This is a genomic window from Sphingomonas sp. CFBP 13728 (assembly GCF_014841895.1).
Taxonomy (GTDB): Bacteria; Pseudomonadota; Alphaproteobacteria; order Sphingomonadales; family Sphingomonadaceae; genus Sphingomonas.
Map to the genome: position 1 here is coordinate 1,285,789 of NZ_JACYUS010000001.1, position 18,945 is coordinate 1,304,733.

At 68.5% G+C, this 18,945-nt stretch carries 10 protein-coding genes; 8 read left to right on the plus strand and 2 right to left on the minus strand.

Translation table 11 applies throughout. The features are described 5' to 3' along the window. The first annotated feature begins 21 nt into the window (after positions 1–21). The 5 genes from IFT67_RS05805 to nagE all read left to right on the plus strand — a co-directional run bounded on the left by IFT67_RS05805 (position 22) and on the right by nagE (position 7,391). A complete protein-coding gene (locus tag IFT67_RS05805) occupies positions 22–831 on the plus strand; it encodes a copper homeostasis protein CutC (protein WP_342450564.1) in 810 nt (269 codons plus the stop codon). A 156-nt stretch (positions 832–987) separates the two neighbouring features. Then, positions 988–2,004 (plus strand): SIS domain-containing protein, encoded by a 1,017-nt coding sequence (locus IFT67_RS05810; RefSeq protein WP_244647173.1) that lies wholly within the window; start codon positions 988–990, stop codon positions 2,002–2,004. Beyond that, positions 2,001–3,143, plus strand: coding sequence for an N-acetylglucosamine-6-phosphate deacetylase (gene nagA, locus IFT67_RS05815; protein WP_192145464.1), 1,143 nt, complete (start codon positions 2,001–2,003; stop codon positions 3,141–3,143). Before IFT67_RS05810 ends, nagA begins: the two co-directional genes overlap by 4 nt. A gap of 52 nt (positions 3,144–3,195) precedes the next feature. Next, entirely contained in the window at positions 3,196–5,691 is a 2,496-nt protein-coding gene (gene ptsP / locus IFT67_RS05820) for a phosphoenolpyruvate--protein phosphotransferase (protein ID WP_197982908.1), read from the plus strand. Then, positions 5,688–7,391 carry an N-acetylglucosamine-specific PTS transporter subunit IIBC gene (gene nagE / locus IFT67_RS05825; RefSeq protein ID WP_192145466.1) on the plus strand — a complete coding sequence of 568 codons (1,704 nt, stop codon included), beginning with the start codon at positions 5,688–5,690 and terminating at the stop codon, positions 7,389–7,391. Before ptsP ends, nagE begins: the two co-directional genes overlap by 4 nt. A gap of 158 nt (positions 7,392–7,549) precedes the next feature. On the opposite strand, the gene galA is transcribed toward nagE, so the two are convergent. Both galA and IFT67_RS05835 read right to left on the minus strand, forming a co-directional pair. Further along, positions 7,550–10,462, minus strand: coding sequence for a beta-galactosidase GalA (galA, locus tag IFT67_RS05830; protein WP_192145468.1), 2,913 nt, complete (start codon positions 10,460–10,462; stop codon positions 7,550–7,552). Positions 10,463–10,481: 19 nt separating this feature from the next. Continuing rightward, complete coding sequence (locus IFT67_RS05835; protein WP_107961565.1) at positions 10,482–11,219, minus strand: GntR family transcriptional regulator; 738 nt, start codon at positions 11,217–11,219, stop codon at positions 10,482–10,484. Positions 11,220–11,469: 250 nt separating this feature from the next. On the opposite strand from IFT67_RS05835, the gene IFT67_RS05840 reads away from it, so the two are divergent. Genes IFT67_RS05840 through IFT67_RS05850 form a run of 3 tightly spaced genes read left to right on the plus strand, consistent with a single transcriptional unit; the run spans position 11,470 to position 18,934 of the window. Further along, positions 11,470–13,818, plus strand: coding sequence for a beta-N-acetylhexosaminidase (locus IFT67_RS05840; RefSeq protein ID WP_244647174.1), 2,349 nt, complete (start codon positions 11,470–11,472; stop codon positions 13,816–13,818). Beyond that, a complete protein-coding gene (locus tag IFT67_RS05845) occupies positions 13,818–16,403 on the plus strand; it encodes a beta-mannosidase (protein ID WP_192145470.1) in 2,586 nt (861 codons plus the stop codon). Before IFT67_RS05840 ends, IFT67_RS05845 begins: the two co-directional genes overlap by 1 nt. Beyond that, complete coding sequence (locus tag IFT67_RS05850; protein WP_192145472.1) at positions 16,400–18,934, plus strand: glycoside hydrolase family 3 C-terminal domain-containing protein; 2,535 nt, start codon at positions 16,400–16,402, stop codon at positions 18,932–18,934. The genes IFT67_RS05845 and IFT67_RS05850 overlap by 4 nt, the downstream gene beginning before the upstream one ends. Positions 18,935–18,945 lie beyond the last annotated feature (11 nt).

The window sequence follows — 18,945 nt, forward strand, 5'->3', positions numbered from 1 at the left end:
GTGGGCGTAAGCGGGGCGGGCGTGAGCGGGGACGGCATTCTCCCCAACGCGACGCCGATGCTCGAGGTCTGCGTCGAAGATCTCCATGGTATCGATACGGCGATCGCGGGGGGTGCGGGCCGTATCGAACTCTGCGCGGCGCTCGCGGTCGGCGGCCTTACCCCGCCCGCGTCGCTGATCCGCGCGGCCGTGTCGGCGACTGCGGGAAGAACGGGCACCCCTGCCCTGCCCGTCCACTTGCTGGCCCGCCCGCGGGAAGGCGGGTTCGTATATTCCCGCCGCGAGCAGGCCCTGATCGCGGACGATATCCGCACCGCCGCCGAGGCCGGGCTGGCGGGAATCGTGATCGGTGCGCTCGATGCCACGCACCAGCTGGACCTTCCGGTGCTGGCCGCATGGATCGCGCACGCGCGCGCGCTGGGTACGGCACGCGGCCATCCGCTTTCGCTGACGCTGCACCGTGCGTTCGATCTGTGCGCGGACCTGCCCGCCGCGCTCGAAGCCGCCGTATCGCTCGGCTTCGACCGGATCCTGACATCGGGCGGCGTTCCCAAAGCGGTCGACGGCGTCGCGATGTTGGGCAACCTGCATCGACGGGCGGCAGGGCGGATCGTCATCCTGGCCGGCAGCGGAGTCTCGCCCGCCACGCTACCCGCCATCCTCAAATCCGGCGTCCACGAAGTCCACGCGTCGTGCCGCGTTGCCTCGGAGACCGCGCCGGACCCGGCGGATCTGCGGTTTGGCTTTGCCGCCGTCGAACGCGGCGTGACCGATCGAGATACGGTCGACCGGCTGGCGCGCATGATGGCCGGTCATCTGACGCTTGAATAATACCAATTCATAACTTACTCGAACTGGTCTTGGTCGGGGGGCCGCTCGCTCCCTGCCCGCACGACACCCGCACGATAATCGAAGCGAGCCGCTGCCATGCATGAAACTGCTTCCTCTTCTCTGGCCCCCTCTTCCATCGCCGAAGACGCAACATTGATGTTTCGCGAGGCCGCGGAATCCAGCGACGCCGTACAGCGGATGCTGTCTGCGAATGCGGCGGCTTTCGCAGCGCTTGGCGCCCGACTGCGCGCCATGCCGCCCGCGGTCGTCGTGACCTGCGCGCGCGGATCGTCCGATCATGCGGCGGTCTACGGCAAATACCTGATCTGGACGAAGACGGGCATACCCGTGGCCGCCGCGGCCCCCTCGGTCGTGTCGCTGTATGACGCGCCGCTCGGCGCGCGGAACACCTTGTGCATCGCGGTTTCGCAAAGCGGCCGCAGCCCCGATCTGCTCGCGACGGTCGCCGCGCAAAAGGCCGCCGGCGCGCACGTCGTGGCGCTGGTCAACGACGAGACCTCGCCGCTCGCAGAGGCTGCCGATACCCTGATACCGCTGCATGCCGGCCCGGAAAAATCGGTTGCCGCGACCAAGTCCTATATCTGTTCGCTCGCCGCGCTGGCCGCGCTCACCGCCGAATGGGCCGACGACGACGGGCTGCGTGACGCGGTCGCCGCGCTGCCCGCCGACCTCGCGCGCGCCTGGACACTCGACTGGTCGGCTGCGGTCGAGCCGCTGCGCACCGCGACCAACCTGTTCGTGATCGCGCGCGGGATCGGCTTCGGCATCGCCAACGAAGCCGCGTTGAAGATGAAGGAAACCTGCGCGCTGCACGCCGAATCGTTCAGCTCGGCCGAGGTTCGCCACGGGCCGATGCAACTCGTCGACGACGGCTTTCCGCTGCTCGCGCTGGCCACCTCGGATGTTGCGGGCGATGGCGTCCGCGAGGCTGCGCGCGAGTTCGCGAACCGTGGCGCGCGCGTCCTGCTTGCCGACGCCGCGCTGGATGGTAGTCATGACGACACGGTCCTGCCCGCGCTCGCGGCACATCCGGCGATCGAGCCGATCCTGATGATCCAGAGCTTCTACCGCATGGTCAACGCGCTCTCGCTCGCGCGTGGCTTCAACCCCGACGCACCCTCGCATCTGAGCAAAGTGACGCGCACACTATGACGACCTACCGTTTCTCCAACGGCCATATCGCGGCCTCGACCGGCGTCCTTCACGAAGCGACGATCGTCGTCCAGGACGGTCGGATTACGCAGATCGGCGACGCGACGTCCGATCAGGCCGTGGATCACGCGATCGACCTCTACGGCGGCTGGCTAATGCCGGGCTTCGTCGATACGCAGGTCAACGGCGGCGGCGGCGTGCTGTTCAACGATACGCCCACGGTCGAGGGCATCGCCGCGATCGGCGCGGCGCATCGCCCGTTCGGGACCACCGCGTTCCTGCCGACGCTGATCAGCGACACGCCCGACGTGATCGCGCAAGCGCTCGACGCGGTCGACGCGGCGATCCTCGCGGGTGTCCCCGGCGTGCTCGGCATCCATATCGAGGGCCCGGTGATCAGCCCGGCACGCAAGGGCATTCACGACCCGACGCGCTTCCAGGATCTCGACGACGACCTGCTCGCGCTGCTGACCCGCCCCCGCCTCGGCCGGGTCATGGTGACGCTCGCCCCCGAGCGCGTTACCGAGGCACAGATCGCAACGCTGACCGCCGCCGGCGTGCTCATCAGCATCGGCCATAGCGACGCGGATCACGTCACCGCGAGCGCCGGGATCGCCGCCGGGATCACCGGCGTGACGCATCTGTTCAACGCGATGTCGCCGCTGGTCCACCGCGCCCCGGGCGTGGTCGGCGCGGTGCTCGACGACCAGACGGTATATTGCGGGATCATCGTCGACGGCTTCCATGTCGACGACGCGGTGCTGCGGATCGCGTTGCGCGCACGGCCGCACGACCGGTTCATGCTGGTATCCGACGCGATGCCGTGCGTCGGCGCGGCCGAGAAGTCGTTCGTGCTGCAAGGCCGCGAGATCCACGTCGAGGGCGGCCGCTGCGTCGGCGCCGACGGCACGCTGGCAGGCTCCGATCTCGACATGGCCGGCGCGGTCCGCAACACCGTCGACCGGCTCGGCGTCGCGCCCGAAATCGCAGCAGCGATGGCAGCGACCTATCCGGCGGCGTTCCTGCGGCTGTCGCAGGAGCGCGGCACGTTGCAGGTCGGCTGCACCGCCGACTGGGTCGTGCTCACCCGCGACCTGCATCCGGTCGGCACATGGATCGGCGGGGCAAGCGCGGCCTGACCGCCTCCACCCTGCTTTTGCGCCCCTCCCTTTTGGTATCGAGAACGCACCCATGGCCTCCATCCTCCTGACCGCGCCGATGCAGGGCTGGGCAACGCCGATCGACGAAGTGCCCGACGCGGTGTTCTCGGAGAAGATGCTGGGTGACGGCGTCGCGATCGATCCGACCGGCGACTGTCTCTACGCCCCTAGCGCCGGCACCGTGCTGACGCTGTTGCCGAGCGGCCACGCGATCACGCTCGCCACGCCCGAGGGTGCGGAGATCCTGATCCACATCGGTCTCGACACGGTCGCGCTCGGCGGACGCGGGTTCAGCCCGTGCGTCGCGGTCGGCGACACGGTCGAGCGCGGTGCACCGCTGATCCGCTTCGACCTCGACCTGCTGGTGCGCGAGGCTCGCGCGGTCGTCACGCCGATCGTTATCGTGAACCCCGACCGGTTCAGGATCGTCCACGCCGTCTCCAGCGAACTGGTTGCGGTCGGCGATCCTTTGATGACCCTCGAACCCAGCGATGCGGTCGCGCGCCGCGAGACGAGCCAAGACGGCGCGACGCACGCACGCACGGTCGTCGTTCCGCTCCCTCACGGCATCCACGCCCGCCCGGCCGCGCGCCTTGCCGCGACCGCCAAGCGCTTCGACGCCGACGTGACGCTCGCATGCGGCGACAAGACCGCCAACGTCCGCAGCCCGATCGCCCTGCTAGCCTTGGCGATCCGCCGCGACGATACGATCGTGGTTACCGCAGCAGGCGCCGATGCTGCCACCGCACTCGCCGCGATCTGCGACCTGATCGATAGCGGCATGGACGAGCCCGCCGAAGCCCCCGCCCGCGCGCCAGTCGTCGCGCCCTCGCCAGCCCGCCCCGCAGTCGACGGCGCGCTGACCGGCGTCACCGCGGCACCCGGCCTGGCAATCGGCCGGGCACGCTGGTTCCGCCCCGCCGACATGGTCGTCTCCGAACAGGGCGAAGGCATCGCCGTCGAAGAGGCTCGCTTCGATGCGGCCGTCACCACGCTCTCGACCCGGTTCACGGACCGCGCTCGCAGCGCAACCGGCCCCGAACGCGCGATCGTCGAGGCGCATGCGGCGATGCTCGACGACCCGATGCTCCACGAGACGACGCGCAGCGGCATCGCCCGCGGCGAGAGCGCGGGTCATGCTTGGCGCGGCTCGATCCGCCCACAGGCCGACGCGTTGCGCACCAGCACCGATCCGCGGCTCGCCGAGCGTGCCGATGACATGCTCGATCTCGAACGCCAGTTGCTCGCGCTGATCGCCGGCGTTGAGACCACACCACTGTCGTTCCCGCCCGACACGATCCTGCTCGCGGACGACCTGCTGCCGTCGCACGTCCTGTCGCTCGACCGCGCGAACATCGTCGGTTTCTGCGTCGAGCGCGGCGGCCCGACCTCGCACGTCGCGATCCTCGCCGCGACGATGGGCCTCCCCGCGCTGGTCGCGATCGGGTCGCCGTTGAACGCCGTCACCGACGACACGCCCGTCATCCTCGACGCCAGCGAAGGCCTGTTGCGGATCGATCCCGACGCCGACACGCTGGTCGCCACGCAGGTGCGGATCGTCCAGGCGCAGGTCCGCCGCACCGAAGCGCTCGCGCGGGCGAGCGAACCCTGCCGCATGGCCGACGGTACCCGGATCGAGGCCTTCGCCAATCTCGGCGCGCTCGGCGATGCGCATCTCGCGGTCGAGAACGGCGCGGAAGGCTCGGGCCTGCTGCGCACCGAATTCCTGTTCCTCGAACGCGATGCCGCCCCGACGGTCGCCGAACAGACCGCCGATTATCAGGCGATCGCCGACGCGCTCGACGGCCGCCCGCTGATCGTCCGCCTGCTCGACATCGGCGGCGACAAGCCCGCGCCGTATCTGCCGATGGCGCCTGAAGAGAACCCCGCGCTTGGCTTGCGCGGCATCCGCGTCGGCCTTGCGCACCCGCAGATCCTGGAGGACCAGGTTCGCGCGATCCTGTCGGTAAAGCCCGCCGGGCGATGCCGGATCATGGTGCCGATGATCGCCAGCCTCGACGAACTGCGCGCCGTCCGCGCGGTGGTAGACCGCGTCGCCGCCGAGATCGGCATCGTCGACCGCGTCCCAGTCGGCGTGATGATCGAGACGCCCGCCGCCGCCGTCACCGCCGACCTGATTGCTGCGGAGGCCGATTTTCTGTCGGTCGGTACCAACGACCTCACGCAGTACACGCTGGCGATGGACCGCGGCAACGCCGCCGTCGCGAGCGGGATCGACGGGCTGCACCCCGCCGTCCTCCGGCTGATCGCGCAGACCTGCAAGGGCGGCGCGGTGCATGGCCGCTGGACGGGTGTGTGTGGCGGGCTCGCGTCCGACCCGCTCGCCGTCCCCATCCTGATCGGGCTCGGCGTCACCGAACTCTCGTCCGCACCGGCGCTGGTGCCCGAGATCAAGGCGCTGGTCGCCACGCTGACGATGGAGGCGTGCCGCGCGCATGCCACCGCCGCGCTGCAATGCGGGTCTGCCGCCGACGTCCGCTCGCTCGCCCGGGAGTTCACCGCATGAAATCGATCCTCGAAGCCCTCCAGCCGCTCGGCCGCGCGCTGATGCTGCCGATCGCGGTGCTGCCGATCGCCGGCCTGCTGCTCCGCCTCGGCCAGCCCGACCTGCTCGACATCGCCTTCATCACCGCGGCGGGCGACGCGATCTTCTCGCATCTCGGCCTATTGTTCGCGATCGGCGTCGCCACCGGGTTCGCCCGCGACGGCAACGGTGCCGCGTGTCTCGCCGGCGTCGTCTGCTTCCTGGTCGCGACCGAAGCGGGCAAAGTCCTGATCACCGTCGCGCCCGACGTGTCCGCAGGGCTGACCGGCGTCTCCGCCGACCTTGCCATCGCAGCGTGGAAAGCCAAGGCGATGGCGCGGCTCGACGTGCCGATCGGCATCCTGTCGGGACTAGCCGGCGGGACGCTCTACAATCGCTATTCGACGATCAAGCTGCCAGAATATCTCGCCTTCTTCGGCGGCCGACGGTTCGTGCCGATCGTCAGCGGCGTGGCGGGCCTCGTACTCGCAGCGGTATTCGGCTTCGGCTTCTCGCTACTGAGCCAGGGCGTCGACCAATTGAGCGTCGCGATCACCGGCAGCGGTGCGATCGGCGTGTTCGTGTTCGGGTTGCTCAACCGCCTGCTGCTCGTCACCGGGCTGCATCACCTGCTCAACAACATCGTCTGGTTCGTCGCGGGCGATTACCACGGCACCTCGGGCGATCTGCGCCGCTTCTTTGCAGGCGATCCGTCGGCCGGGATCTTCATGGCCGGCTTCTTCCCGGTGATGATGTTCGGCCTGCCCGCCGCGTGCCTCGCCATGTACCATTCCGCGAAGCCCGAGCGCCGGAAAGCGGTCGGCGGCATGCTGCTCAGCCTCGCGCTCACCTCGGCGCTGACCGGCGTTACCGAGCCGATCGAGTTCAGCTTCATGTTCCTCGCGCCCGTGCTGTACGCGGTGCACGCGGTGCTGACCGGCCTGTCGATGGCGCTGATGGACCTGCTCGGCGTCAAGATGGGCTTCGGCTTCTCGGCGGGGCTGCTCGATTACGTGCTGAACTTCGGCAAGGCGACGCGACCGCTCGTCCTGCTGCCGGTCGGTGCGGTGTATTTCGTGCTGTATTACGGGCTGTTCCGCTTCTTTATCCGCAAGTTCGACCTCGCGACGCCGGGGCGCGAAGCCGAAACCGTCGCTGCCGTGGCGCCTACCGCGGCAGGCGGGCGCGGTGCAGCGTTCGCGCAGGCGCTCGGCGGCGGAGCGAACCTGACCACGGTGAGCGCCTGCACGACGCGGTTGCGGTTGATCGTCGTGGACCAGTCGGCGGTCGACGATGCCGCGCTGAAGGCACTCGGGGCACGCGGTATCCTGCGCCCGTCGAACTCCGCGCTTCAGGTCGTGCTCGGGCCGATCGCCGATGTCGTCTCGATGGAAATTCGCGATGCGCTGGCGCTGGGTGGTGATGTGGCGATCAAGCCTGAAGCGCCCGTAGTGTCGGACTCGATCGCCCTTTCATCCATAACGGAAAGTGCACTCGGCGGAGCGGCGAATGTCCTTGGCGCCAGCCGCCATACTGGCCGACTACGCGTCCAGCTGAGCGATATAGCGCTGGCAGACGATGCGGCGCTGGCAAAGCTCGGTATCCGCGCGATCGCCCGACCCGCGCCAGGCCAGCTTCATGTGCTGGCGACCGACGCGGTCCTGACCGAGCTGGCCCGGTAACCCGCTGATCCTCCCCCGCCAGGGGGAGGTGGCTGGCACTTGCCAGACGGAGGGGGAGGAAAGGGAAACGCCTGTTGCGCGTCCTCCCCCTCCGTCACCTTCGGCGACACCTCCCCCTTGCGGGGGAGGATCGCAAAATCACGGATCGGCCGACTGCCTTAGCGCGCTCGCGGTTCCAGCGACACCGGCCCGACGATACCAGAAACCCCGTCCGCGGCCGCTTCCACCACCAGCACGATCTGGCGCACGCCACCGCCCGCGGGCAACGCCGCCTCCAGCGGCCCCCCCTCGGCGCCAGTCTTCGACGCAAGCCGCCGACCGTCGACCCACAGCTCGGCCTTCCCCGCGATCGCGGCAAAGCGGATCGTGCCGCCCTCCGCACCGATCCGCCGCCACGGCGTCACGCTAGCCCGGTAAAGCCGCCAACGACCCTCCGCCACAGCCTGCACCGGCGTGCCGCTCCGCACGAACGCCCAGCTGTTATTATCCCCATCGATCGGCGCCAGCGCAGGATCCGGCCGCGCGACGAACGCCGGCGAGCGACGCCACTCCCGGATCGCCTGCCCACCATAGGTCGCGGCCACCTGCGCGCGCGGCGCGATCGTTGCCCGGTCGATAACCAGACGCGCCGGCTTCAATCCCGGCGCGGTCGCGGTCATCACGATCCGCCCTCGCCCCGTCCCCGCCTGTACGATGACCTGCGCCAGCCCGTTGAACAACGACCGCGCATCGCCCTTCTCCGGCTCATGGCTGTTCGGATCGCCATTGCCGACCCCGATGATCGCCGCGCCCTCGACCGAGAACTGCGTCGGCAGGTTCGCGGTCGGAACATGCCGTCCGGCCGCATCGATCGCATCGATCGTCACCGGCTGCGTATCCTCGTCGTCGCCCGCCATCACGGTCCGCGCCGGAGTAAGCCGCAAAACAACCGCCTTGCCGACGGTCTCGTGCGCGGCGGTAGCGACGACCTTGCCGCCCCGCATCGCGACAACTTCGATCCGTCCCGGCGCATAGGGCACGCTGAACTCGTTGCCCATGATCCGGTCGACCGCCTGCTCGCCGACCTTCCGCCCGTTCAACCGCAACTCGACGCGCTCGGCATTGCTCATCACCAGCACCACGACCGGCTGCCCCTCGCGTCCCGGCCAAGTCCAGTGCGGCGTCAAACTGACGACCGGCACGTCATCGACCCAGTGCGCACGGTGAATGTCGAACGCAGTCTTCGGGAACCCGCACAGGTCGAGGATGCCGAAGAAACTGGAGATAGTCGGCCATTCGTGCGGCGTCGGTTCGCCGTGATAATCGAACCCGGTCCACACGAACCCGCCCGCGACGAACGGGCGGTCGACGATCTTCTTCCACGTCGCGCGGTGCGTATCGCCCCAGCTCGCCGCCTCGACGTCGTAGGACGACTGGACATGCGCGGCCGGATCGCTCGCGAAGGCGCCGCGCGTTTCGTAGGCGCTGGTATCCTCCGAGCTCGTCATCGGCTTGGTCGGGTTGAGCTGGTGGAACCGGTCGTAGTCGCCCTGGTAATAGTTGAAGCCGACCACGTCGAAAATGCTCGACACGTTGATCGGATCGAAGAACGCGCCGTTCATCGCCCCCGTCACCGGCCGGCTGTCGTCGAGCGCATGCGCCGCGTGCGCCATTCGCCGGAGCATCTCGACGCCCGCCTCGGTGCCCTGCATCGGCTCCTCGTTGAACACCGACCACAGGATGACGCTCGGGTGGTTGCGATCGCGGCGGACCATCCATTCGAGCTGCGCCATGTAATCGGGCGCGGGATTGAACTGGCGGTTCTCGTCCATCACGACGAAGCCCATCTCGTCGCACAGGTCGAGCAGTTCGGCGGCCGGCGCGTTGTGCGAACAGCGGATCGCGTTGCAGCCCATCGCCTTCAGCCGCTCCAGCCGCCAGCGCAGCAGCGCGTCGGGGATCGCGGTCCCGACGCCGGCGTGATCCTGGTGCAGGCACACGCCCTTCAGCTTCACCGACTTGTCGTTGAGCAGGAAGCCACGGTCCGCATCGAACCGGATCGTTCGAAAGCCGACCGGGATGCGCCGCTCGTCGACGATCGCGCCGTCGCGAAGGACATGCGTCACGACGGTATAGAGCGTCGGCGTCTCGATCGACCAGATGCGCGGTGCAGGCACGGCCAGCGTCAATACCGCAGTCGCGCGCTCCAACGGCAGGACCGTCGCAGCCGCCTGCGCCACCGCCACGCGCTTGCCGTCGGGATCGAGCAGCGCGACGTCCACCGTCACGCCGACCGACGCGCGATCGATGCTGCCGAGCTTCACTTCGACCGGCACACTCCACGCGCCATTCGCGGCGCGCCTCGGATCGCAGTGCACGCCGTCGGTCACGATCGCCACCGGCGCACGGCGGATCAGCCACGCGTGCCGATAGATACCCGCGCCTTCGTACCACCAGCCCTCCATCGCCTGCGCGTCGACGCGAACCGCAATGACGTTGAGGTCGTCGCCGAACCGCGCGAACGGCGTCAGGTCGATCTCGACGCTGTTATACGCCGACCAGTTGTGCGCGACGACGCTGCCGTTGACCCAGACCGTCGCGTTGGTCGCGATCCCGTCGAACTGCAGCCCGATCGTCTTGCCACGGTCGGCCGGATCGAGCCGTAGCGTCCGCCGGTACCAGCCGATGCCCCTCGCCCGATAGCCTTGCGAGATGTTTGCGGTCTTCACGAACGGCTGCGCGGAGGCCCAGTCATGCGGCAGGCGAACCGACTGCCAGTCGGAACCGTCATACGCCATCGCCGCGGCGCCAAGTGCGTTACCCGCCTTCACGCTCAGATACGTCGCGTTGTGGCCTTCGGGCGCGGGCGCGATCACGTCGCCCTCGTGGAACAGCCAGCCGCGCTCGATCAGCGTGCGCGACGGGTCCTGCACCAGCGCGCGCGACGGCAAGGTCCGCGTCGGCTGCGGCATCGGCAGCGCACCGGCCGATCCCTGCGCTTTACCGCTAGCCGCGAACCCGGCCTCGATCGGCCCCACGACCAGAGAGGCACCGGCGCCCGCCGTGCCAACAAGAAGCTCACGTCGGTTCATCGGGTACTCTCGGTAAAGGTCAGATATCGGCGAGTTCGGCGACGAAGTCGTACGCATCGCCGCGGTAATAGGAGCGCGTGAACTCCGCGGCCCGGCCATCGCGCAGGAACCCGCGGCGCTCGATCAGCAGACCGGCATGGCCCGCGTCGACGCCCAGCATCCGCGCATGCTCGCCCCCGAACGGCACCGCGCGCAGGCGTTGCAGCGCGCGTACCGGCCGGCTGCCGGCGTTCTCCAGTGCCGCATACAGCGAGTCATCGACGACCTCGACCGATGGCAGGCAATATCCCGCGATGGTCGAGAATTCGAGCGCCATCGCTTCTTCGTCGGCATAGCGGATGCGGTTGAAGCGGAACACCGCCGCCCCCGGCGACAACCCCAGCGCCATCGCTTCCTCCGGGTTCACCTGCCCCGCCGAGCGCGAGATCCAGCTGCTGCTCGACGTCCGCCCCCGTGCCGCCATGTCCTCGCTGAACGACGACAGCTTCGAGAAGCTCTTCTCGACGCGCCCGGCGACGAACGTCCCCGCGCCGCGCCGGCGCGTGAGAAGCCCCTCCTCGACCAGTCCGCCGATAGCTTTGCGCACGGTGATCCGCGATACGTCGTACTCGATCGCGAGATCGCGCTCGGCCGGGATCGCATTGCCTTGTACCAACAGCTTCTCGCCGATCGCGTTGCGGATCAGTTCCTGCAACTGGAGGTAGAGCGGCGATGGATTTCCCTTGCGAAAGCGTCCGATTTCATCGGAAAACGCCATGTATTCCCCCTCCGACCGGCAGCTCAAAGCGAGCCACGCCGCGTCCTTCGTGGTAGCGTAGCCAAGGACCGCGTGCTCGGCAACCAGACTAAATCCAAGGGCCATATTGGTACGTTCCAAACCGTCTTCGCGAAACAATCCCAAAGCCGTTGGCCCGATACGGACGCAAAACACGGGGTTGTGTATGGACCTATATTGGTTACATTCCTCGACCAGCGGCCATCAGGAGCCGATACAGGGAGCAGTCAACATGCGTGCAGCCGCGAACCGTAATCTCGGGCGCTTGCTCGTCGCGTCGACGATGCTTCCCTTTGCCATCTGCGCCGCCGCGCTCACCTCGGTCGAGGCTTATGCGCAGGCCCGCGCACCGCTGGTCCCGCAACCGTCGCAAGTTACGCCTGCCGCCGGCAGCTTCACGATCGCGAACGGCACCGGGATCACCGCCGACCCGACCGACACGGGTGCCGCCGCCGCTGCCCGCCTGTTGATCGCCCATGTGAAGACCGAACGCGGCCTTACGCTCCAGACCTCGGCGAGCGGCGCGATCCGCTTCGTTCGCGATTCCTCGATCAAGGGCGCGGAAGCGTACCGCCTCACGGTTGTCGGATCGGGCGACGCAACGGGCGTGAAGATCGCGGCGTCGGGCGATGCCGGGCTGCTCTACGGCGCGATGACGCTGGCGCAGCTCGCCAGCCCCGATCACGCGTTCGGCCAGCCGGTCCGGATCGCCGCGACGATGATCGACGACGCCCCCCGCTTCGCCTGGCGCGGGCTGATGGTCGATACCGCGCGGCACTTCCAGTCGCTGCCGTCGATCTACGCGATCGTCGACCAGATGGCGTCGGTGAAGCTCAACACGCTCCACCTGCACCTTACCGACGACCAGGGCTGGCGGTTCGAGGTGAAGGCGTATCCCAAGCTCACCGAGATCGGCAGCGTCCGCACCGGGCCATCGACCGGCGAGAAACCCGGCACGCGCGTCGGCGGCTTCTACACGCAGGACGAACTGCGCAAACTGGTCGCCTACGCCGCCGAGCGCAGTATCGTCATCGTCCCCGAGATCGACCTGCCGGGCCACGCACAGGCGCTCGTCGCGGCCTATCCCGAACTCGGCGTGATCGGCGACACGCCGCAGGTCAGCAACGAATGGGGCGTGAACCCCTATCTCTTCAACCCCGCGCCCAAGGGCATCGCCTTCGTCAAGACGGTCCTCGACGAAGTGATGGCGGTGTTCCCCGGCACCTATATCCATCTCGGCGGCGACGAGGCGGTCAAGGACCAGTGGGAACGCAGCCCCGAGGTCCAGGCGCAGATGGCCAAGCTCGGCATCAAGGACGAGAACGGCCTGCAAAGCTGGATGATCGACCAGTTCGGCGAATATCTCGCGAGCAAGAAGCGCCGCCTGATCGGCTGGGACGAGATCCTCGAAGGCGGCCTGCCACCGTCGGCCTCGGTGATGTCGTGGCGCGGCGAGAAGGGCGCGGTGGACGCCGCCAACCAGGGACACGACGTCGTGCTGACCCCTGCGCCGATCCTCTATTTCGACAGCCTGCAAAGCGACCGCCGCGACGAGCCGCCCGGCCGCCTGTCGATCCAGACGCTTGCCGACGTGTACAAGTATGAGCCGATGCCCGCGGGGATCGCGCCGGACAAGGCGCACCACGTCCTTGGCGCGCAGGGCAATTCATGGGCCGAGTACATCGTCACGCCGTATCAAATGCAGCACCTGATCTTCCCGCGTGCCGCCGCGCTCGCCGAGATCACCTGGTCGGGCAAGGACAAGCGCGACTATGCGAGCTTCCTCGACCGCGTCCAGCCGCAGATCCGGCGCTGGCGCAGATCGGGGCTGGAAGTCGCGGACAGTGCGTTCGCGGTTGGCTATACGCTCGACGGCACGCGCGGCGATGCGCTGCGCACCAACCGCGCGAAGGTCGTGCTCGCCACGCAGGCTGGCTATGGCGCGATCCGCTACACGCTCGACGGCAAGACCCCGACGGCGCGCTCCAACGCCTATACCGCGCCCCTGTCGCTGAAACCCGGCGTGCAGATCCGCGCCGCGGCGTTCGACGCAAGCGGCCAGCCGACCGCCGAACCGCGGCTGTTCGACACCGGCCGCGAGGCGCTGCTGAACCGCACTGCCTCCGACATGATCGCCTGTCCGAAGGGCGCGCTCGGCCTCCGCGTACCGCTGACGTCGGAGGCGCAGGCGAACGCACCGGTGTTCAACATCAACCTGTTCGACACCTGCACCGCCTACCCCGCGGCACCGATGGACGTCGCCCGTAGCTTCACGATCGATATCGCGCGACTGCCGCGTCACTACGGCCTCGCGCACGATTTCAAAGCGGTCCGCCAGCATTACAACGTCACTCCGCACGGCGAGCTGATCGTACTGGTCGGCTGCACCATCAAGGACGCGAAACCGGTGGTCGCAGGCACTTTCCCGTTGCCCGATCCGAAGTCCGCCCCGACGCGGTTCAGCGTGAAGGGTATATTACCCGCGATGACCGGCGACCGCGATATATGCCTCCAGTTCACCTCGCCGACGTCCGATCCGTTCTACGCGGTCGAGCGGATGCAGCTGGCGGAGACGCGCTGATGCGTCGCTGGTTCGTCCTTCCCCTGATCGCGCTCGCCACGCCAGCGGTCGCCTCGCCAAAGACCGTCGTGCCGCTCGACGGCGCGTGGCAGGTGCGGATCGATCCGACCGACACCGCCGCGGCCGCCGCGCACAAGCGCGAGGCCAAGTGGCTGCCGGCGGCCGTCCCCGGATCGGTGCAACAGGACCTGATCGCGGCGCACCGCGTGCCCGATCCGTTCAAGGGCACCAACGAGGCGGCGATCCAGTGGGCCGGGCTGACCAAATGGCAGTTCCGCCGGGTGTTCGACGTCACCCCGGCGATGCTCCAGCGCAATCACCTCGACCTCGTGTTCGACGGGCTCGACACGTTCGCGACGGTCAGCGTCAATGGCACGGTGCTGCTGACCACCGACAACGCGCACCGGCGCTGGCGCGTGGATGCGCAGCCCGTGCTGAAGGTCGGGCGCAACGAGGTGCTGGTGACGATCGCCTCGCCGATCCGCACGCTCCAGCCGATGGTACTCGCCGAAAAGAACCCACTCCCCGGCGAATATGACAGCGCGTTCGGCGACGAGCCGAAGGGCAAGCAGACCTCGCCCTACATCCGCAAACCCAAATACAATTACGGCTGGGATTGGGGTCCCCGCATCGTCAACACCGGTATCTGGCGGCCGGTCCGGCTGGAGATCTGGGACGACGCGCGGATCGACATGCTCCGCGTCGACCAGGAAGCACTGACGCCGACCGAGGCGCGGCTGTCCGCCAAGCTCGACATCGCCGTCGAGACGCCCGGTGTCGCGACGATCCGCGCGGCGGTCACCGGACCGGATGGCAAGACGGTCTCGGTCGACCGGACGGTGACGCTCATTAAAGGCAACAATGCGGTCTCGATCCCGCTGGCGATCGCCGATCCCAAGCGTTGGCAGCCGGTCGGCTACGGTGCGCAGCCGCTCTACACCGTCACCGCCTCGCTGGGCGGCGCGGAGCCGACGCCCGAGGACAGCGTGACGAAGCGGATCGGCCTGCGCACGGTCGAGCTGATCCGCAAGGATGGCAGCTTCGGGTTCAAGGTCAACGGCACGCCGATCTTCGCCAAGGGCGCGAACATCATCCCGTTCGACAGTTTCCCGGCACGCGTCACGCCTGACTATATGGAGACCATCCTGAAAGGCGCGCGCGACGCCAACATGAACATGGTCCGCATCTGGGGCGGCGGGACCTATCTCGACGACGCGTTCTACGACATCGCCGACCGAATGGGACTGATGGTGTGGCAGGACTTCATGTTCGGCGGCAGCGTCACGCCGCCCGACGCCGCCTTCCGCGAGAACGTCCGGATCGAAGCCGAGGAACAGGTCGCGCGGATCGGATCGCATCCCTCCGTCGTGCTGTGGGCCGGTGGCAACGAGGTTCTGTCGGGCTGGGAAAACTGGTCCGACCGGAAAGCGTTCAAGAAGGCGGTCGGCGCCGACGAGCAGGAGCGCATCGGCGCCGGCATGGCCGTGCTGTTCGACCGCGTCCTGCGCGAAGCCGTGACGCGCAACGCCCCCGGCACGCCCTATTGGCCGGGCTCGCCCTCGACCAATTACGAGGGTCCCGTCGACACCGACAAGGACGGCGACCGCCATTTCTGGGACGTGTGGTCGGGATCCAAGCCGGTCGAGAACTATCTCGACAGCTGCCCACGCTTCATGTCCGAATATGGCTTCCAGTCGATGCCGGACCTGTCGACGATCCGCGAATTCGCCGGCAAGGGCGCGCTCACGGCGGACAGCCCGGTGATGAAGGCGCACCAGAAGTTCCTCGCCGGCGAAGGCAATGAGCGGCTGATGATGTACCTGCGCGATCGGTTGCGCCCCGCGCACGACTTCGCCGATCTCGTCTACCTGACGCAGGTCAACCAGGCCGAGGCAATCCGCATCGCCGCCTCGCATCACCGCGCCTGTCGCCCGGTCACGATGGGCTCGCTTTACTGGCAACTCAACGACGTCTGGCCCTCGATCAGCTGGGCGAGCATCGATCATGCCGGCCGGTGGAAGCTGCTCAACTACGCCGCCCGGCGGTTCTTCGCGCCGCAAGCGATCGTCGCCGAGCGGAAGGACGGCGCGACGCGTATCTCGCTGATCTCCGACGCGACGACGCTGGTCGACTCCCGCTGGCGGGTGCGGACGATGACGGTGGACGGCAAGGTGTTGAAGGACACCACCGCCGCGCTGATGCTCGAGCCGCTCTCATCGAGGCTGGTGGCGACGCTCTCCGACGACGCGCTGTTCGGGACCGCCGCGCCGACCGGCAGCTACGCGGTCGCCGATCTGCAGCTCGATAACGGCGGCACGAGCCGGGCGATCATCGAGCGCGCCTTGCCCAAGGACATGGCGTATCCCGACCCCGGCCTCAGCGTTCGCTGGACCGGCACCGACGTGAAGATCACCGCGGCCAACCTGGCCCGCGCGGTCATGCTCGATTTCGGCGCGGTCGCCGCGCAACCCTCCGACGACGGCTTCGACCTGTTGCCGGGCGAGAGCGTCACCATCCATGTCGTCTCCGACGCCTCCGCCGCCACGTTGCGAAAAGCACTTACCCTGAGGACCCTCGCCCGATGATCTGGCTCTTGCTCGCATCCGCCGATCCGGTGGCCACTGCCGTCGCGCAAATGTCGCTCGAACAGAAAGCGGCGCAGTTGCAGAGCACCGTGCCTGCCGATCCGAAAGCCGGCCTGCCCGCCTACGACTGGTGGAACGAGGGGCTCCACGGCCTCGCGCGCAACGGCCACGCCACCGTCTTCCCGCAGGCGATCGGCATGGCCGCGACCTGGGATACCGCGCTGGTTGCTAAGATCGGCGACGTCGTCGCGACCGAGGCCCGCGCACGCTTCAACGCGCAGGACGTCGGCGCGAACCGCAAGATCTACGAGGGGCTGACGATCTGGTCGCCCAACATCAACATCTTCCGCGATCCACGCTGGGGCCGTGGCCAGGAAACTTATGGCGAGGACCCGTATCTGACCGGCCGCCTCGGCGTCGCGTTCATCGGCGGGTTGCAGGGCCCCGACCCGCTCCATCCCAAGGTCATCGCCACCCCCAAGCATTTCGCGGTGCACAGCGGGCCCGAAGCCGGGCGCGACAGCTTCGACGTCGATCCCAGCCCCTATGACCTGGAGGCGACCTACTTCCCCGCGTTCCGGCTCGCCGTCACCGAGGGCAAGGCGCAGTCGCTGATGTGCGCGTACAACTCGATCCACGGCGTCCCAGCCTGCGCATCATCGGCGTTGATGATCGACCGTCTGCGGCGCGACTGGGGGTTCAAGGGCTTCACCGTGTCGGACTGCGACGCGGTGTCGAACATCAGCCTCTACCACCATTACCGCCTCGACGCCGCGGGCGCCGCCGCCGCCGCGATACGGGGGGGCACCGACCTCAATTGCGGCAGCGCCTACGCCGCCCTCCCGGCCGCCGTCCGCCAAGGCCTCGTCACCGAAGCCGAGGTCGACACCGCGCTGATCCGTTCGCTCGAAGCGCGCCGCGCGCTCGGCACCGTATTCGGCGCGGCCAATCCGTGGCGCAGCATCGGCACCGACCAGGTCGACACCCCGGCGCACCGTGCGCTTGCGCTCGACGCGGCACGGAAATCGATCGTCTTGCTCAAGAACGACGCCAACCGCCTGCCGTTGAAACTCGGCAGCCGGATCGCGGTGATCGGCGCGGACGCCGACGATCTCGGCGTGCTGCAAGGCAATTACCACGGCACCGCGGTCGCGCCCGTCACCCCGCTGGAGGGCATCCGCAAGCAGTTCGGCACCGCCAACGTCCGCTATGCGCAAGGCTCGTCGCTAGCCGACGGCGCGGCCGTGCCAGTCCCCGAGACCGTTTTCGCGGGCGGCCTGAAGACCGAGTATTTCGCCGCCCAAGCCGGCGTCGGCGCGCCGACCCTGACGCGCACCGATCGCCACATCGACATCGACCACAACCGCGCGAGCCCCGCCCCCGGCCTCGGCAAGACCTTCGGCGTGCGCTGGACCGGGACCTTGACGCCCCCCGCCGCCGGTACCTATCCGCTGGTCGTCGACGTCCCCGCCTGCTGGAAGGATTGCTCGACACACGACGCGGTCCGGCTCTGGATCGGTGATCGCCAGCTCTCGGCGGGCGAGGTCAAGAAGGGCCGCGTCGAGGTCACGTTGACCAGCGACGGCAAGCCCGTCCCGTTCCGCCTCGAACTCGATCACCGCAGCGACGACGAAGGCGTCCGCCTGCTCTGGAGCCCCCCCGGAGAGCCGTTGCTCGCCCAGGCCGTCGCAACCGCGCGCGATGCCGACGTGATCGTCGCCGTCATGGGCCTGTCGCCCGATCTCGAAGGCGAAGCACTCTCGGTCAGCGTCCCCGGCTTCGTCGGCGGCGACCGCACCGACATCGGCCTGCCTCCAGCACAGGTCCGCCTGCTCGAAGCACTGAAGGCGACCGGCAAGCCCATCGTCCTCGTCCTCACCAGCGGCAGTGCGGTCGCGGTCGATCCGGCATCGGCCGATGCGATCCTCGCCGCCTGGTATCCGGGCCAGGCCGGCGGCACCGCGATCGCCGAGACGCTAGCCGGACTCAACAACCCGTCGGGCCGCCTCCCCGTCACCTTCTACAAGACCACCGCCGACCTGCCCGCGTTCACCGACTACACGATGAAGGAGCGCACCTATCGCTACTTCACCGGCACGCCGCTCTGGGGCTTCGGCCACGGTCTGAGCTACACCAACTTCGCCTACGCGACGAAGAAGCCAGCCCTCAGCGTCGCCGCCGGACAGCCGCTGACCGTCACCGCCAAGCTCTCGAACGCCGGCAATCGCGCCGGCGAAGAAGTCGTCCAGGCCTACCTCGTAGCGCCCGCCGCCAAGGCCGGTGGCCCGACCACACCCGTCCTCCAGCGCCAGCTCGTCGGCTTCGGCCGCGTCGCGCTGAAGCCCGGCCAGTCGCGTACCGTGCCGATCACGATCGATCCCCGATCGATGAGCAGCGTCGCGCGCGACGGCACGCGGACGATCGTCCCCGGCGCCTACCGCCTCTATATCGGCGGCGGCCAACCCGGCGATGGTGCCGGCCAGTGGAGCGACCTCACGATCACTGGCGCGACGGTGGAGTTGCCCAAGTGAGCGCGTCGACC

What these genes read in the sequence shown, in the direction of transcription:
- IFT67_RS05810 (WP_244647173.1), top strand. Translation starts at nt 988, where the DNA reads ATGTTTCGCGAGGCCGCGGAATCCAGCGACGCCGTACAGCGGATGCTG.
- nagA (WP_192145464.1), top strand. Translation starts at nt 2,001, where the DNA reads ATGACGACCTACCGTTTCTCCAACGGCCATATCGCGGCCTCGACCGGC.
- ptsP (WP_197982908.1), top strand. Translation starts at nt 3,196, where the DNA reads ATGGCCTCCATCCTCCTGACCGCGCCGATGCAGGGCTGGGCAACGCCG.
- nagE (WP_192145466.1), top strand. Translation starts at nt 5,688, where the DNA reads ATGAAATCGATCCTCGAAGCCCTCCAGCCGCTCGGCCGCGCGCTGATG.
- galA (WP_192145468.1), bottom strand. Translation starts at nt 10,462, where the DNA reads ATGAACCGACGTGAGCTTCTTGTTGGCACGGCGGGCGCCGGTGCCTCT.
- IFT67_RS05835 (WP_107961565.1), bottom strand. Translation starts at nt 11,219, where the DNA reads ATGGCGTTTTCCGATGAAATCGGACGCTTTCGCAAGGGAAATCCATCG.
- IFT67_RS05840 (WP_244647174.1), top strand. Translation starts at nt 11,470, where the DNA reads ATGCGTGCAGCCGCGAACCGTAATCTCGGGCGCTTGCTCGTCGCGTCG.
- IFT67_RS05845 (WP_192145470.1), top strand. Translation starts at nt 13,818, where the DNA reads ATGCGTCGCTGGTTCGTCCTTCCCCTGATCGCGCTCGCCACGCCAGCG.
- IFT67_RS05850 (WP_192145472.1), top strand. Translation starts at nt 16,400, where the DNA reads ATGATCTGGCTCTTGCTCGCATCCGCCGATCCGGTGGCCACTGCCGTC.